Origin of the sequence: Oleomonas cavernae (assembly GCF_003590945.1) — a bacterium.
In the GTDB taxonomy this organism is placed as follows: Bacteria; Pseudomonadota; Alphaproteobacteria; order Zavarziniales; family Zavarziniaceae; genus Zavarzinia; species Zavarzinia cavernae.
Genome location: NZ_QYUK01000011.1, coordinates 288,652 through 304,104 on the forward strand (window position 1 = coordinate 288,652; position 15,453 = coordinate 304,104).

Here is a 15,453-nt window from a genome sequence, read left to right on the forward strand (position 1 = left end):
TTACCGTGTCCCCTAAATATGGACCGCCGTAGATTGGAGTGAACCCCTAGATTGAGTCAGTTAAATTGGGGACAGTTCTCGCTGAGGAGAACGCATGACCCGAGAGACGAGGCGGCGGTTCAGCCGGGCCTTCAAGCTGGCGGTGGTTGAACGATTGGCGGCGGGCGAGAGCGGTTCGGCACTGGCCCGGGAGTTGTCGATCAAGCGAGGACTGCTGTACCGCTGGCGGGATCATTTCCGCGCGGGCGGTGAACTGGCGCTGCGCCCGGGACCGGGACGGCCGAAGCAGGCGGAGGCGCGGATCCTGGCGGCGGCGCGGGGGCCGGCGTCGAGCGCCAGCGACCTGGAGCAGGCGCGCCGGCAGATCGCCGCGCTCGAGCGCAAGGTCGGCCAGCAGCAGCTGGACCTGGATTTTTTCAAGCACGCCTTGCGGCATCTCGAGGCGTCACGGCAGGCGAGCGACGCGCCTGGCGCGACGGCGTCTTCGCCTATATCCAAGCGATGACGCGCCGGCAAGGCGAGGGGCCGGGGCTGACGGCCACGGTCGAGCGGATGTGTGCCCTGGCCGATGTCAGCCGTGGCGCCTACTACCGGGGCTGGGCCGAGAACTGTCCCGGCCGTGAAGAAACGGCGCTGCGCGACGTGCTTCAGCACCTGGCGCTGACCCACCGTCACTACGGCTACCGGCGGCTCACGGCCCTGCTCCGACGTGAGGGCTGGGCGGTCAACCACAAGCGCGTGGTGCGCCTGATGCGCGAGGACAATCTGCTGTGCCTGCGCAAGGCAGCGTTCAAGCCGGCGACGACGGACTCCCGACACGACTGGCGGCTCTGGCCGAACCTGGCGCGCCGGCTGGTCCCGCTGGCGGTCAACCAGCTTTGGGTGGCCGACATCACCTATGTCCGGCTGGCCGAGGCCTTCGTCTACCTGGCGGTGGTGCTCGATGCCTTCAGCCGCAAGGTCGTGGGCTGGGCGATGGCCGACCACCTGCGGGCCGAACTGGCCCTGGCAGCCTTGCAGATGGCGCTCGACGGCCGAGAGGTGCTTCCCGGCGGGCTGGTGCACCATTCCGACCGGGGCGTCCAATATGCCTGCGGTGATTACATCGAGCGCCTGCAAGCCCACGGCATCCAGCCCAGCATGAGCCGGGCCGGCTGCCCTTACGACAATGCCATGGCCGAGAGTTTCATGAAGACGCTGAAGCAGGAAGAGGTCGACGGCGGCGACTACCGTGACCTCGGGCACGCCACGGCCGCTATCGGCGAATTCATCGAAGCGGTCTACAATCGGCAACGGCTCCACTCGGCGCTGGCCTATACCTCGCCGGTGGAGTTCGAAACCCGGTCAAGCCCTCAGGCTGCTGCGCAGCAGCCTGAGGGCTTGGTCACAACCAACTGTCCCTGATTTGACTGACTCACCGAGGGGTGCAGTCCAAGGGGGTGCAGTCCACACACGATATCGACTTGGTATGCCGCAGCACCAAAAACTGCCCACGGAAACGGGAGGCTCGCTGAATGCTCGTTGTGTTGTCGGAGGGATTCCAAATCTTCTGGGCAGTGCTGGCCTAAAGCTCGCGGCCTATGGGCATGGCCAAAATAGCGAACGCTGGGCTATGATCCGGTCACGATGCTTAGTGTGTTGACTTGTGCGCGATTGAGCAGTTTGGGCGATGCCACGGCAGGATTGGTGAAAGATCCATTCATCAATGAGATGCCGGCCTTATGTCTGAAGGGTGGGGGGCGACGTGTAAGGCGTTGCACCGCGACATCTGCCTCAACGGTAGTATTGGGCGCGAGTTCTTACTAAGACTGTCCATAGTCGACCGTGTGATCCGGGCCGTGGGCGGCGATCTTGGAGGTCAAATCCGCTGCCGTGCAGTGTCACATTGAAGCTCAATGCCGACGAAAGGCGCGGTGCCCCGGCGCGTTCGATGCTGCCGGGCCTGATCATGGCTGGCACTCGGGTAGTGCTTCCAGTCGCGAGCACATCAGCAATGCCGGGACCGTGGTGTCGAGCCTCGATGGGGCCGACAATGCCTCGATGGCACCGGGTTTCCGCGCCGTCGCTGAATGGAACGAATTCCGTGCTCTCGACCTTGCCGGCGTAAGAGCGGCTCCGGCACGCTTGGTGGCGGGCGATCTGCGCAACTTCTAGAGCATCGACGGGCAAGACCGAGCAGGGCCTCGAGTGCCACCCCATCGATCACCCAGCCGTCGCTACCGCAAACTCCGCCTGATGAGCCTGGCGGACGAAGGGATGAACATGGTGTCGCCATTATCTATCGCATTTGTCGACGATAGCTGCCCAACACCGTCCGAAGATGCCGGATCAAGGGTTATTATCGAGCATATCGAAATGGCCAAGCGTGCCGGTTATAATCCTGTATTCTTTACCAGTTACAGCGTGCTTGGGCGACGCCAGTGTAAGTGGTTGTCAGCTTTGGGCATTCGTGTCGTGGGGAACGCGGGCCTCGAGGCGTTCTTTGGTTTTGTCCGATCGCCAGAATGCGCCGCCGTTTATGTGCACAAGTACCACAGTGCAATACATGTCGTGCATCGATTGCGAGAAATTCGCCACGTACCGATAATCTATAATGTCGCTGATTTGCACCATGTACGCCTGATGCGAAAAAACGTCCTTCAAGAAGGGGATTCTGCGCAAGCGCTGGAAATTATGAAACTAAAGGAGATTGCGGCGATTCTGGCCAGCGACGTAGTAATATCCCATAGCAGGGTCGAGGAGGATTGGCTCAAAAGGCTGGCAAGTCTCAATGGATATCCATTGGTGGAGCGGCTTCTTTGGCATGAGCCGCTACGGAAAGCCGCCGCAGCCGAAACGGCTGACAGCCTCCTGTTCGTTGGAGGGATGTCGCACGAGCCGAACGTAGATGCCGTTCGATGGTTCGCTCGGGAAATCTGGCCGAACATAAAGACTCGCTTTCCCCAATTTTCATTTTCCGTGGTCGGCAGCGGTTGGAATTCGAGCGAATTTTCCTCCGGCTCCGGCATTCGTGTCTTGGGTCATTTAAAGGACCTGTCACGCGTGATGGGTAGGGCGGTCGCGGCAGTTGCACCCTTGAGATTCGGCTCGGGGATTAAGGGCAAGGTAGTATCGGCGCTTGCCTATGGCTTGCCTTGCATCGGCAGCCCGATCGCTTTCGAGGGGTTCCCCGAACCAAAACCTCTATCGATGCTATCCGCTGTAACAGCAGAACAATATAACCACGCCTTGGCCGAGGTATTGCGGTTAAACCCGACTCATATTGCCGCCGACGCGCAAGGTTATGTTAAAAAATACTTTCACGGGAATGACGTATTAAATTTCTGGAAAAGCCTTAGCATTACTATACCTTAACGCCTGTCGCGATCATAATCGTCAGATAGGCGCACTATGTCCCTTTCTTCAAGTATTTTCCCGCGCTGAATTTCAATCAAGGTGAGGGTCTCGTGCCCATTGTTACATAGGCGATGGGGAGTAAATATTGGTATGTGAATTGATGATCCTGCGACGATTTCCAGAATATTGTCGCCTATTTGTGCTGTGCCTGTGCCGTGTGCCACGAGCCAATCTTCCGCACGATTGCGGTGGAGTTGAAGTGATAGACGGTGGCCGGTATTTACAGAAATTTTCTTTACAATATAGCCAGGGCCGGCATCAAGAACCACCCAGTTGCCCCATGGCCGATTTTCGCCGTCGCCGATCGAGTAGCTGCAATAATTCGGAGACATTTCCTCGCGCGAACCGAACTCTTCAAAATTTTTCATTTGTATATTCCTTAGAGTATCCCGAATTCAAAAAACTCAAAGATCGTATATTGTCGATGCATATGAATATCCATTTCCTGGAATTATCATATATTTGGCTGTTGACACCAGAAAAGTATGTGGATCGCCGTCAAAAATCTCGCACGGATGGTATTTTCCACAATGGGCATGATATGTATCTATCAGCCCACCATTAGTTCTATAAATATGGCGGCTTTCCGATGTATTTGACATGTAGCTGCCGATCCAATGTATGAAATTGAGCATTTTCATATTATCCACTGATGGTCAGCTGATGATCCAATTGTGAGAGGGGGGAGCAAGAGTTGCAATCACCCAAGTGGGTGAGCCTAGTCTTTTAAAGGGCCCAATATCGGCCGGAAATGCACCCATGCCACGATTTTCACGTTAATTTTTCTTCCCTCAGAGATTATTTGGAAAATCGCTTCTGGTTGGTGGCGAGTTGCGATTCAGGCTCTGGATGTGGACGGAGCAGAGTTGAGGCCGGATGGCCAAAATCGCCAAGAAGACCAAGCGCTACCCGTCTGATCTAGCGGACGATGAATGGGAGCAGATCGCACCGCTGATGCCCAAGCCTGGGCGCCGGGGGTGTCCGCGCGAAGTCGATTTCCGGGGGTGATCAACGCCGTGCGTTACCTGGTGTGCTCTGGTTGCGGCAGGCAGATGCTGTCGATCCACATCGGACCCTGGCAGACGGTCTACCGTATCCCTCCGGCGAGGGCCGCCTTGCTGAGCTGGAATCGAGCCTTGAAGCTGTGCGCTTAAGGACGTCCTTAAGAGCGCGCTTAGGTGCACAGCATGAGCCAGATGACCGTGATGACGGGACCGGAGCGTCGGCGCCGGTGGAGCGTCGATGAACGGGAGCAGATCCTGGCGGCGGCGTTTGCGCCTGGTGCCGTGGTCTCGGCGGTGGCGCGGCGCTTCGAGATTTCGACCGGCCTGATCTACAAGTGGCGGCGTGAGACGGCGGCTCCTGAGCCCGCGATCGGCTTTGTGCCGGCGGTGCTCATGCAGCCGGTTGCCGAAGCAGCGGTGGATCCGGCTCGCCCGGCGCCGGCGATCGTGGTCGAGATGGCGGGTATCTGCATCCGCATCGAGGCTTGCGCACCGGCCGAACTGGTGACGGCGACCCTTCGGGCGTTGCGATGATCCCGGTGCCATCGGGCGTGCGGGTCTGGCTGTCGGTCGGTCGGACTGACATGCGCCGGGGCATGAACGGCCTGGCGCTTCAGGTCCAGGAGGCGCTCGGGCGTGATCCTCATGCCGGCGATCTCTATGTCTTCCGGGGCGCCAGGGGCGACCTGGTAAAGGTCCTCTGGCATGACGGCCTGGGGCTGTCGCTTTACGCCAAGCGGCTCGAGAAGGGCCGGTTCATCTGGCCATCGCCGACCGGGGGCGTGGTCGCGATCACGCCGGCGCAGTTGGGCTACATGCTCGAAGGAATCGACTGGCGCAATCCCCAGCACAGCTGGCGCCCGCAGAGCGCCGGTTGACTGCGACGGGGTGACTCACGGGCGTGATCCGGGCTTGAAAGTGCCGGTCCATGTGATCTTATTGATCCCATGGATGCCACGCAGAACGAGATCAAGGCCCTCCGGATCGCCCTGGCGGCGGCCGAGGCTCGGGCGTTGGCGGCCGAGGCAGTCGCGGCGGCAACCCAGGCCAAGGTCTCTGGCGACCAGGCCCTGATCACCCACCTGAAGCTCGAGATCGAGAAGCTGCGCCGGCAGATCTACGGCCAGCGTTCGGAACGCTCGGCGCGCCTGCTCGACCAGATGGAGTTGGTGCTCGAGGAACTGGAGGCTTCGGCCAGCGAAGACGACCTCGCGGCCGAGATGGCCGCCGCCAAGGCAAGCGTGGTTGCCGGCCATGTCCGCCAGCGCCCGTCGCGCCAGCCGTTCCCCGAACACCTGCCGCGCGAGCGGGTGGTCCTGCCGGCGCCGGCTTCATGCCCCTGCTGTGGCGGAACAAAGCTCTCCAAGCTCGGGGAAGATATCACCGAGACCCTGGAGGTCATCCCCCGGCAGTGGAAGGTGATCCAGACCGTGCGGGAGAAGGTCTCGTGCCGGGACTGCGAGGCCATCGCCCAAGCGCCGGCGCCGTTCCATCCAACACCCCGCGGCTGGGCCGGGCCCAATCTGCTGGCCGTTCGCCACGGGCCTCGAACCGATGGCGGCTCGTGGCTCACCCTGTTCGAGAAGTTCGGCCAGCACCAGCCGCTGAACCGCCAGGCCGAACGCTACGCCCGCGAAGGCGTGCCGCTCAGCCTCTCGACCCTGGCCGACCAGGTCGGTGCCTGCGCCATCGCCCTGGCACCGCTCTTTGCTCGTATCGAGGCCCACACCCTGGCCGCCGATCGGCTGCATGGCGACGACACCACGGTGCCGGTGCTGGCCCGGGGCAAGACCGGCATCGGGCGGCTCTGGACCTATGTCCGCGATGACCGCCCCTTCGGCGGGCCGGCGCCGCCGGCCGCGGTGTTCTATTACTCGCGGGACCGTACCGGCAAGCATCCCCAGCGACATCTGTCGACCTATGCCGGCATTCTGCAGGCTGACGCCTACGACGGCTATAACAAGCTCTATGAAGCGGATCGTCAGCCGGGGGCTGTCACCGAAGCGGCTTGCTGGGCCCATTCACGCAGAAAGTTCTTCGTCCTGGCCGATATCGCCAACAGTGCCAGGAAACGGGCGCAAGGCAAGACCGCGGTGATCTCGCCGCTGGCATTGGAGGCCATCCGGCGCATGGACGCGGTGTTCGCGATCGAGCGCGAGATCAACGGCCGCACCGCCGACGAGCGCAAGGTCGCCCGTCAGGACCTCAGCGTGTCGCTGCTCGCTGATCTTGAAGCTTGGATGCGAGAAGAGCGCGCGCGGCTGTCCGGCAGCAACGACGTCGCCAAGGCCATGGACTACATGCTCAAGCGCTGGGCCTCGTTCACCCGCTTCCTCGACGACGGCCGCGTCTGTCTCACGAACAATGCCGCCGAACGAGCCCTGCGCGGCATTGCCCTGGGCAGACGATCCTGGCTCTTCGCCGGATCCGATCGTGGCGGCGAGCGCGCCGCGGTCATGTACAGCCTGATCGTCACCGCCAAGATGAACGATATCGATCCGCAGGCCTGGCTGGCCGATGTCCTGGCCCGCATCGCCGGGCATCTCGCCCACAGGCTCGACGATCTCCTGCCCTGGAACTGGTGCGGCCCCGCCGCGCCGGCAAGGCACAGCTTTGCCGCCTGATCATTGACGCATCGGGCCGGCGATGCTGGTCTTGATTCGCGTAAGATGAGGGCGGGCGGGGTGATGGCGGAAGAGGTGCAACTGCGCGACAAGCTGCGCAAGATCGAGGCGCTATTCGCCGGCGCGGGAACAGCCGGCGAGAAGATCGCGGCTGAAGCGGCGCTTCAACGCATCCAGGCGCGGCTGGCTGAACTTGAGCGCAGCGACGAACTCATCGAGATGCAATTCTCCCTGCCCGACCAGTGGGCACGCCGCCTCTTCCTGGCGCTGTGCCGGCGCTATGGATTGAAACCGTATCGGCTCCGCAGGCAGCGTCTCACGACCGTCATGCTGCGCGTACCGAAACGCTTTCTGGACCAGGTCCTGTGGCCCGAGTTCCAGGAACTCAACGCCGCCCTCATGCAGTATCTCAACGATGTGACGATCCGCGTTATTAAAGACAGCGTCCACCGCGATGTCAGCGAAGCAGCCGAAACCCCGCCCGCACTGCCGGCCCGATGACGCAAAAACTATACCGCGGTCCTCACCGGATGCTTACGGTCTACCGCTGGTTCCACGAGTTGGCGCGGCGCTTTCTGATCTTGGCAACAGGCGGCGCCGGCTTCATCGGCTCAGGCCTAGATGTCACATCATCGCCGAGCGCCCTCACGATCAGGTGCTGAACCTCGACAAGCTGACCTATGCCGGCACCTTGACCTCGCTGCACGGCGTCGAGGGCAATCCGCGCTATCGCTTCGTCCAGGGCGACATCGGCGACCGTGCGCTGCTCGCCGGCCTGCTGGCTGAGTATGCCCCCGACGTGGTCATCCACCTGGCGGCGGAAAGCCATGTCGACCGCTCGATCGAAGGCCCCGGCGCCTTCGTCGAGACCAATGTGGTCGGCACCTACAGCCTGCTCGAGGCGACCCTGGCCTATTGGCGGACGCTGGATGCCGAGCGCAAGGCCGCCTTCCGCTTCCACCACGTCTCGACCGACGAGGTCTTCGGCTCCCTGGGCGAGACCGGCTTCTTCACCGAGGAAACCCCCTATTCGCCGCGCTCGCCCTATTCGGCCTCCAAGGCGGCCTCGGACCATCTGGTGATGGCCTGGCACCACACCTACGGCCTGCCGGTGGTGCTCACCAACTGCTCGAACAATTACGGCCCCCACCAATTCCCCGAAAAGCTGATCCCGCTGATGATCATCAAGGGCCTGGCGGGCGAGAAGCTGCCCGTTTACGGCAAGGGCGACAATGTCCGCGACTGGCTCTACGTCGATGACCATGTCCGCGCCCTATGCACCGTGTTCGACAAGGGCCGGGTGGGCGAGACCTACAATGTCGGCGGCAATGCCGAGCGCACCAACCTGACCGTGGTGGAGACGATCTGCGCCGCCCTGGACGGGCTGCGCCCGCGCGCCGACGGCAAGCCTCATGCCGCGCAGATCGGCTTCGTCACCGACCGGCCGGGCCACGACCAGCGCTATGCCATCGACGCCGCCAAGATCCGCCGCGAACTGGGCTGGGAACCGCGCGAGAGCTTCGAGACCGGCATGGCCGCGACCGTCGCCTGGTACCTGGAGAACGAACCCTGGTGGCGCGCCATCGAGGCCTCGCGCTATGGCGGCGAGCGCTTAGGGCTGGCGGGATAGGTCCTCAACCGGGCACCGCCGGGCACCGAGTTGTCTGCCTCAATCGCGCGGTGAATTGTCACCGGCACTTTATCCTAATAGTAGACCGGTTCCCGGTCGCGGGGTTATATCTGCACGCAGAGGCTGATTTACCGGATGGTATATTGGCGCACCGCTTACTGCGCACTTGGGGGATCGGGGCTCGTGAAAACAAGGATCCTGGTGCTGGGCAGCGGCATGGCGGTTCTGTCGGCGCTGTTTGAGATAACTTCGCAGCCGGCTTGGCAGGACCGTTTCGAGATCACAGTTCTGCAGCAAGGTTGGCGCGCGGGTGGCAAGTGCGCCAGTAGCCGCGATCCTGAAAATAACTTTAGGAACTTTGAACACGGCCTGCATATCCTCGGCGGGTTTTATCACAACACCTTTCGGATGCTGATCGCCTGCTACGAGGCATGGGGTGGAAGGCCACTCAGTCAGTCGGTTTTCTCGCATAACAAATTCTCCCTGATGCAGCGAACCGGCGCAGACTGGAAAGAGAAGCCATTCAAGTTCCCCAAAAGGCGTGGCAAGCCCGGGGTGGATCCGACTGAAGCCACGCCGAAGGCCTTGCTCGAGGCCGCCCTCGACATGATCGTGGGCTTGTTGCAGGCGGCATACCCCAATGATGTCGTGGTTCCTCTCGCCGAAACGGCGGGGGATAGCGCGCCGGAAGAAGGCGTTTGGCTCCTCGTCACCTTGAGGCAAGTCCAACAGCAGTTGCGCGCCTACAAGTTAGGCCCCGCCGATACGGCAGACGATGCTACCTTGATCCAGAACTTCAAGAAGCTCGCGGGATATGCACGGTTGCTGGCGGAAGAGCATCGGCCTTCAGGCACTAACCCAAGTGGCATTGCCGTCGGCGACCTGCTCATTCTTCTGGAATTGGTGGCTATCCTTGGTGCCGGGTTCATCGCCGACAAGGTGTTCCTACACGGCTTCGACCGGCTCGATGATCGTGATGCGCTCGAATGGCTCGACGGACACGGCGCTTCGAAGGGCCTGCTGAAATCAACCTTTGTGAACTCGGGCTACGACTACGCCTTTGCCTATGAAGATGGACACGAGAACGGGAAAAATTTCGCGGCAGGGGTTGCCATTCGCGGCATGTTGCGTCTCATTGTAACCTACCACGACGCGGTGTTCTTCCACATGAAAGGCGGGATGGGCGAGATTGTCATCTTGCCATTGTTCGAGGTGCTGCGTCGACGTGGTGTTCGGTTCCACTTCTTCCACAAAGTAACCCGGATCGAGATGGACGGCGATAGACGTTCGATTGGTCTTGTCGCAGGTAAGGTTCAGGCGCCGCTGATGCAGGGTCTCGATGCCTATGATCCCATCGCCACCATGGCTTCCGATGGGCGGCGGTACTGGCCGTCGACTCCGCGTTTCGAACAGCTTCAGGCCAAGCCGGACTGGCCAATGAATTCGCCCGATTTCGAATCCTGGTGGTACGAGGATAGGGAAATCGAAACTGATTTCGAGTATCGGGCGCACGAGCATTTTGACATTGTCCTTTCAGGCATCCCGATAGCTGCCCTTCAGCATCTTTGCCCGCAGTTCAGCGCCAATGTTCCTGGGTGGTCCGATTTCGTGGCGAAACAACGGACCTCACCGACTATTGCAATGCAATATTGGTTTCGCGAATCAACCTCGCATCTGGGCAACGAGACAGAATTGCCATTGATAACGGGCTATGTGCTGCCGGCGAGTACTTGGTGCGACATGAGCTTCCTCCTGCCGCAAGAATCGTATCAGCCCGGAAAAGAGGTCCATCACTTGAGCTATGCCTGCGGGCCCTTCCCGCGCAATCCGCACGAACCGGCGCGGCCAGACAGCAATTTTGACAAACTCGAAGCCGCGCGTGCTCGCGCGGCAGAGAAAATCTGGAATCGATACCTGCGGAACCGCCTGCTGCCCGACCTCCCGGACGATGGCAGCGGGGACTTCCAGGACGACTTGGGCGCCCATGTCCATGTTCGGGCAAACATAAGTCCTTCTGAGCGCTATGCATTGTCGACCAAGGGGAGCATTGCCTCACGCCCCAAGGTAGATGGCTTCGGCTTCGACAATTTCTTTGTCGTTGGCGACTGGACTCGTACCGGAACCAATGTCGGCGCCGTCGAATCTGCAGTCACATCCGGTCTGCAGGCTTGCCGAGCAATTTCAGGCCTGCCTCAATATATTTATGGTGAGACGGACTTCCCCTGACTGCGGGCCGCCGCTTCCGGCGGGCTTGCATCGATGATCGCCGGGGCGGGTGACCGGGGCACCCTGCTCGGGTTCGACGTGAGCGGCTTCACGCGCATTGTTGCGGATCTGTCGGCCGCTAAGGGCGTTCATGGCTTTGAGGAAGCAACCGACAGGCTTGGCAACGGGTTTCGCGCGGTTGTCCACGCCGGCAGGGCGCGCGGTTACGGCTTTGGCGACGTTCTGGGAGATTGCCTTCTTCTGACCAGGCGGGCCACCGAGACATCTGTTCCTGAAATCGACGACGCAGAGGCGACTGCGGCGAAGCTGGCCGCGTTGTTTACCAAAGAGTCGGGCGGCTTTCCGGTGCGCTCGGCAAGCTGCTCCGGGCTTTTCTGGAACGTGGAACTGCCGCTCCCCTTGCCAGGGGGGCAGAGCTTCCTGACAGGCCCAGCGGTTGCCGAACTTCACAGGCGGCTAGTCGCTGGGGCGGTTCCACGCAATGCAGTCAATGCAACACGATGGATTGGGTCGGACGAGGCAATCCTCGACCGCAAGCTCGGCGAAGCGTCGCTGGCGCGCTCGATAGTTGCCTTCTGTCGGATCGGCGGTGCCGAGGTCTTCTCGCAAGATGACCCAAGATTGATACAGGCGATCCTCCTGCTTGCCGACATTTGCAGCCGACACGGAGGAATCCTGTTCAAGGTAACGCAGGAAGCAAAGGGCATCATTGCTTGCATGACGTTTCCGCAGCGATTGGGGGTGGAGGCCAATCTGATACTTGCATTCAGGCCTGTAATCCCTCAGATGTCTGAAGTCGGCAGTAAATTGGTCGTCAGCATTTCTTCTGGTTCTGTCTATTCCGGCCCTATCGAGATTGATGGCGTGTCACGCTTGACAGTGCATGGCATGGCCGTCAACCGGGCTGCCAAGCGGCTCGCCTATGCACCGTCTGGGATACGACTCGATCGTGAGACCGCGGCCCGGGCCCGCATGAGTGCGCGGCTTCCCGTCATACGTGAGACCCCTTTCGTTGGGCGGATGAAGGAGATCGAGACGATACGCCGAGCGGCTCATGAGGTGTCAAACGGTGCCTGCCGCTTGATCAGAGTCGAAGGGGTGGCGGGAGTTGGAAAATCGCGGCTTCTGGATGTTGCATGTGAAGGCTTTTCTGCAACATTCGCGTGCGCCTCGGTCCGATGCCTTGCTGAGGACGCGCACAGACCGTTCGAAGCGGCAGCGCGTCTTGTGGGCAGCCTCCTGTTCACGTTGTGGCAAGGAAGCAATCCAGTGGCAGCCTTCTTGGAGGCCTGCGCGGACGCTGGCCTCGCCAGGGTGCTCTGGCCTTTGGCCGCTCAATTGTTGGACATTGATGCCGGCCTCAATGAACCGGTGGAGCCGGGACCTTGGCAGTCCAGTGCCAAGCGGCAGATTTTGGATTGCCTGCTCCTTGCGGCACTGCAACGGGGGCAGGTCGCCTTTGTGGTGGATGACTACCAATGGTGTGACGACGAGACCGATGCGCTTCTGCGCAGGACACTACAAGCGGGCGACCGCCTTCTCGTACTGACAGCCGCGCGTCCGATCGAGCGGTCCTCGGTTGCCCACGAGGTGTTCCAGGACTACGCCACGATCAAACTAAAACCATTGTCAGAGTCGGAGGCTATGGTCCTCTATCGCGCATTTCTGCCTCCAGGCCACGGGACGATCGAGTCGGAATTGATCAGGTTGGGAAACGGCAACCCCCTATTCTTGATTCAGATGGCCAATTCGGCGACACGGCGCCGGCGGCGCATGAAGGCGAAGCGGCATGGTGTGCATAGGCGGCGGCCAGCCCTTACCAGTATTGTCGAGCAGCGCCTGTCGTGGCTGACAAGGCCAGCCCTTGTCGCTCTCAGGTTATTGTCGGCCGCCGGCATCGCTTTGCCAGCACAAGAGTTGGAAGGCCTAGCCTCAAGGTGGGCTGTCGGCAGTGACTTTCCTGCCGTGCTCGACTTGTTGATTACGGAAGGACTTGTCGTGCGGCTCGATGCGCATAGCATCCCAAGTTTTCAGGTGGCTCACCAATTAATCGCCTTAGCGGTGCTGAAAAGCATGCCGAAAGGTGCATTCAGGCGTATCAATGAGCATCTGGCTCGGTATGCCCAGCGAGGTTCCTTGCGGCGGCGGCTGCCACCGGCACTGCACGCTGCCTATTGGCGCCGATGCGAGTATCCGGCGCGTGCGGCAATCAAATTGGGCTCCGCGGCCAACGCGCTCCTCTCTGCCGGCAGTTATCGAGCATCGATTCATCTTTTCGACCGGGCGGAAGCCAATCTTGCTGCGGCGACGGTGTCTGCACCTTGTCGAGTTCGCCGGCAAATCGAGTGGAAGGTAAAGAGAGCTCAGGCCTACTGGGGCCTTGGCGATCTGACGCTGGCCGGCAACCTAATAGACGAAGCATTGCATCTGTTTGGCCGCCACATCGCACTGCATAAAAAGAGAGCTTGGATCAAAGCGTTAGGCAAACTGATGGGGGCTTCGTCATCACCGCTGGCCCATGCGGGGAATCGTGCCCGTAGTGCGTTCTTGCTTGCGCATTCTCTGCGAGCCGAACTCTCGCAGTTCAAGGGTGAGACGGGCCCGTTGATCTACTCGTCGCTGGTCTCCGTGATCTTGGCTCCCGGCAATACGAGTGGCTACCTGGCGGAAGCGAGAGCCTATGCAGTGTTTACTTATATCCTGGGACTCGCCCGCTTGGCCCCTTTGCGCAGGGCGCTGCTGGCCCATGCCAACCGACGCTTGGCGAAAAGCCCGAAATCCTCACCGGCCGGTTACGTCGCGGCTGCGACAGCCGTTCATGCCATGGCTTTCGGCAGGTGGCCCGAGGCCCGCGAGAGTTTGGCGCTTGCCACAGCGCTCAACCGCGGCCCAGAGGAGCCGCATTTGGGAGAGATGATCCTGACACTCGAAGCGCTGACCGACCATTACAACGGCATGCCTGAGGGTGGGGTGCAACGCTTCGGGCAACTCGGTCTCCGTGCGCGGGACCGAGGCAACGTCCTTCATACGGCCTGGGGAGACTATGGTCGCGCGCAGTCATTGATCGCTCTGGGGCGGCCTGAAGAGGCAGAAAGCCTCCTCACAAGCGCAAGTGCGCTCCTGGCTTCGTCGGGCGATGCTCAATCGCGTTTGATCGTAATCGGCCTGCGCGCCGCTGTTGCCGACCTGTTGGGGCGGAAGGTCGATGCCGTGAATCTGGCGTTGGAGGGCTATGCGCTGGCCCGTACGATACCGCCGACGAACCTCAGCTCGCTCGAAGGCTATGCTCGTCCGGCGGAGATCCTGTCGAAAGCATCGAATTCTTATGAGTTGCCCGACGATGTCGATGCACGCAGGCGGTCGGCCGCCGCACCGGCCGTCAAATTATTGGAGCGGTTTGGGGTGATCCTGCCGATGGGCAGACCGCGCGCCCATTTCGTCAGGGCGTTGTTCGAGAGAGCGAAGGGCAACCAACGGCGCAGTTTGCGCTTCGCCCGCAAGGCAATCCTGCTCGCCGACACCTACGGCATGCCTCAGGAGAGGGCAATGGTGGAGCGCGATTTTCCTGATCTTGCAAGATGGGAGGGGAAGGATGAGTAACAAAGAAGATCGCTTGCCGGCATTTGTGGAACTGCCCGGCAATTCCGTTGGCAGAATTCCCTACCGTGCCAGGGGTGCGCACATGAACGGCTTTTTGTTTGAAGCGGACAGGCGAGCTTTGCAGCGCACCTGCGACAGGTGCCTGAATGATCCCTCCACGGGTCGCCTGCGTTTCAGAGTGGTGGCGCCCTATGTGCTGCTTACCGCCCTCTATGTCGATCGGATGTCCTCTGCCGACCCGATAGACAAGAGCAAGGGGTTCGTGCGCGAAACGGATATCGGCTTTTGGATTCCGGTGGTCGGCGGATTGGCGGATGCGCCGGGCCGTTGGAAAGTCTACTGGCTCCCGACTTATATGTTCGTTGATTCAGGCTCTGCGCTGAGCGGTGGTCGCGAGGTCTTTGGCTATCCAAAGACGATGGGCGTGGTACATCGCGGCAGCGGCGGCCCGCAGCCAATGGATTTCACAGTCGACACGGAGCACTTCACGAAATTCGCCCCGGATGCGGAGGGGAGGGTGCAACGGCTCTTCGCAGTAAGTAGCAATCGTGCCACCTCAGAGGAGCCAGCGATCGAGACCACAACGACAGCTGAAGTTGCGGCCGCGATGTGGCAAATCTTTGATGCCTTCCTGCCCGACGATATTTTTGTTTTGCCGCTGTCGGGGGACGCCTTTCTGCCCTACATCGGCATGCCCATGATCTTCCTCAAGCAGTTCCGCGATCACGAAAGCGCAAACCGTGCCTGCTATCAGGCGGTTACCGCGGTGACGGTCAGTACGGATTCGGTCGGTTCGGTGAGACTTCCCCGAACCAAGACACGCCTCGTCGTCGCCGGATCGGCTAGCCACCCAATATCTGCGGATTTGGGTATCCCTGATGGCCGCGAGGCCACCTTGGCCATGCAGATGTCTTTGGATTTCACGGTTGGGTTCGGTTCGACACTTTGCCAGTTCACATCTGATGGCTGTTGA

Annotated in this window: 12 protein-coding genes and 2 pseudogenes; 13 read left to right on the top strand and 1 reads right to left on the bottom strand. The window is 60.9% G+C overall.

Annotated elements, in window-relative coordinates:
* Positions 1-94: 94 nt before the first annotated feature.
* The 4 genes from D3874_RS04975 (at position 95) to D3874_RS04985 (ending at position 3,354) form a co-directional block, all read left to right on the top strand.
* A complete protein-coding gene (locus tag D3874_RS04975) occupies positions 95-505 on the top strand; it encodes a helix-turn-helix domain-containing protein (RefSeq protein WP_119775657.1) in 411 nt (136 codons plus the stop codon).
* Positions 502-1,404, top strand: coding sequence for an IS3 family transposase (locus tag D3874_RS04980; protein WP_119777099.1), 903 nt, complete (start codon positions 502-504; stop codon positions 1,402-1,404). Before D3874_RS04975 ends, D3874_RS04980 begins: the two co-directional genes overlap by 4 nt.
* Before the next feature lie 447 nt (positions 1,405-1,851).
* The gene (locus D3874_RS27850) at positions 1,852-2,154 is read left to right on the top strand and encodes a hypothetical protein (RefSeq protein WP_147385531.1); all 303 of its coding nucleotides are present in this window, start codon (positions 1,852-1,854) and stop codon (positions 2,152-2,154) included.
* 81 nt (positions 2,155-2,235) lie between these two features.
* On the top strand, positions 2,236-3,354 hold the full coding sequence (locus tag D3874_RS04985; RefSeq protein ID WP_119777100.1) for a glycosyltransferase: 1,119 nt from the start codon (positions 2,236-2,238) through the stop codon (positions 3,352-3,354).
* Here D3874_RS04985 and D3874_RS04990 read toward each other — a convergent pair.
* A complete protein-coding gene (locus D3874_RS04990; RefSeq protein WP_119777101.1) occupies positions 3,351-3,764 on the bottom strand; it encodes a phosphomannose isomerase type II C-terminal cupin domain in 414 nt (137 codons plus the stop codon). The two genes, D3874_RS04985 and D3874_RS04990, sit on opposite strands and share 4 nt — an antisense overlap.
* 508 nt (positions 3,765-4,272) lie before the next feature.
* On the opposite strand from D3874_RS04990, the pseudogene D3874_RS29965 reads away from it, so the two are divergent.
* From D3874_RS29965 to D3874_RS05035, 9 genes and pseudogenes are all read left to right on the top strand, one after another.
* A pseudogene (locus tag D3874_RS29965) lies at positions 4,273-4,487 on the top strand (transposase); the annotation flags it as partial.
* Between the two features lie 96 nt (positions 4,488-4,583).
* On the top strand, positions 4,584-4,934 hold the full coding sequence (gene tnpA, locus D3874_RS05000; RefSeq protein WP_119777102.1) for an IS66-like element accessory protein TnpA: 351 nt from the start codon (positions 4,584-4,586) through the stop codon (positions 4,932-4,934).
* Positions 4,931-5,278 (top strand): IS66 family insertion sequence element accessory protein TnpB, encoded by a 348-nt coding sequence (tnpB, locus tag D3874_RS05005; RefSeq protein WP_119777103.1) that lies wholly within the window; start codon positions 4,931-4,933, stop codon positions 5,276-5,278. Before tnpA ends, tnpB begins: the two co-directional genes overlap by 4 nt.
* Positions 5,279-5,347: 69 nt before the next feature.
* A complete protein-coding gene (gene tnpC, locus D3874_RS05010; RefSeq protein ID WP_119777104.1) occupies positions 5,348-7,024 on the top strand; it encodes an IS66 family transposase in 1,677 nt (558 codons plus the stop codon).
* A gap of 63 nt (positions 7,025-7,087) precedes the next feature.
* Positions 7,088-7,525: a hypothetical protein gene (locus tag D3874_RS05015; RefSeq protein WP_119782133.1), complete on the top strand. Its 438-nt coding sequence runs from the start codon at positions 7,088-7,090 to the stop codon at positions 7,523-7,525.
* A 29-nt stretch (positions 7,526-7,554) separates the two neighbouring features.
* A pseudogene (rfbB, locus tag D3874_RS05020) lies at positions 7,555-8,654 on the top strand (dTDP-glucose 4,6-dehydratase).
* A gap of 183 nt (positions 8,655-8,837) precedes the next feature.
* Positions 8,838-10,880 carry an NAD(P)-binding protein gene (locus tag D3874_RS05025; protein ID WP_158595840.1) on the top strand — a complete coding sequence of 681 codons (2,043 nt, stop codon included), beginning with the start codon at positions 8,838-8,840 and terminating at the stop codon, positions 10,878-10,880.
* A 33-nt stretch (positions 10,881-10,913) separates the two neighbouring features.
* Positions 10,914-14,480, top strand: coding sequence for an AAA family ATPase (locus tag D3874_RS05030; protein WP_119777106.1), 3,567 nt, complete (start codon positions 10,914-10,916; stop codon positions 14,478-14,480).
* Positions 14,473-15,453, top strand: a complete 981-nt coding sequence (locus tag D3874_RS05035) for an acetoacetate decarboxylase family protein (protein ID WP_147385532.1) — start codon at positions 14,473-14,475, stop codon at positions 15,451-15,453. Before D3874_RS05030 ends, D3874_RS05035 begins: the two co-directional genes overlap by 8 nt.